The organism is Paraburkholderia sp. UYCP14C, assembly GCF_004197395.1.
Classification (GTDB): domain Bacteria; phylum Pseudomonadota; class Gammaproteobacteria; order Burkholderiales; family Burkholderiaceae; genus Paraburkholderia.
Genome location: NZ_SELS01000274.1, coordinates 1 through 1,127, shown reverse-complemented (window position 1 = coordinate 1,127; position 1,127 = coordinate 1). Strand labels below are relative to the sequence as shown.

Genomic DNA, 1,127 nt, shown 5'->3' with positions numbered 1-1,127 from the left:
CCGGGTGCAGAAAGACCAGCGCCTGTCCGTAGCCGTCACGCTGTGCCAGGTAATTCTCCCTGGCCATCCGGATACCCCGTTGCGGAAAGTCCCAATCCCATGCGCGGCCGGAAAGCTCCCGCTGCTGCTCATCCCGTTGCTCCTGGAGCTGCCGGGCGAACCGGTGTTGACGATTCGTCAGGACGCTCGCCAGATTCCGGCTGCGCCGCTGCGGCTCACGTGGCCCGATGCGTGCCTGCGCGCGGGGCCTTTCATCCAGCGCTTCAACCGGATCGCGGGCCGCAGGTCTGCGCGATGGCCCCGCCACCTCGATCCGATGCTTCTGCATCCCGCGTGCAGTAACGGCCGACCGCAGCGGGTGGCCGGGCGCATCGCCCGTGGACCTGTCTGACACCGCGCTTGCGCGGGGCAAAGCGCGCAACGGATGCCCGGCCGTATCCTCGTCCGCCCGGGACCGTGAAGGCAAGGCACTTTGCCGTCGAGGTTCACGATAAGGCTGCATCCTGCGCGCCTGGCGACGCGCGGCCAGTCCTTCCCGCCGCGGCAACATGCCAAGGGGGGGGTCTGAGCGCCGGGCGGCTGCTTCCGGCCCCGAAGCGGGAGACCGTCCGGGTGCAGGTTCGTCAATCCCCTCATCGTCAACAGGGGCGCGGCTCTCCGGGCGGCCAATTCTCATAGTTACGCACCTTCTCCAGCGGTGTTACTGACGGGGTCGCCACGTCGGCCACGGGCGATCGAGTCCTTCACCGCGCGTGACTGGGATTGTGGTGATTCGCGCCGCAACCGATCCGACGTCGCGCGGCAACGCAGCACGGCTGACGACCGTCGCTTTCGACACACTCAACTCCTACAACTGGTTGCCAGTTTCGACGCTCACCGTGCACAGGGCAGGCGTCCAAAGCAGGAGCATCAATCCCCTATCGGGCACGGCGCGCCCGGGAGGCGAAAATATGTTTCGACATGCGAAGTTCATGATGGGGCGGTCGAGCGCGATCACGGTGCGGTGCAAGCCGCCGATGATGCTACGCCAGGCAGGTCGTGTGCAACTGGTTGCGGGTTTTCCGAAGGGGCCGAATTTGTCTGCGAGCCCCACCGGGAATGGCTTTCGGAGCTGGCGAGGGGGGAGC

General features: G+C 66.7%; 1 protein-coding gene. It reads right to left on the bottom strand.

Annotated features, from left to right (window positions below; all coding sequences use genetic code 11):
- Positions 1–328, bottom strand: a 328-nt coding sequence (locus tag EVC45_RS44805) for a hypothetical protein (protein WP_129964381.1), incomplete at its 3' end; no start/stop codon positions are given.
- Positions 329–1,127 lie beyond the last annotated feature (799 nt).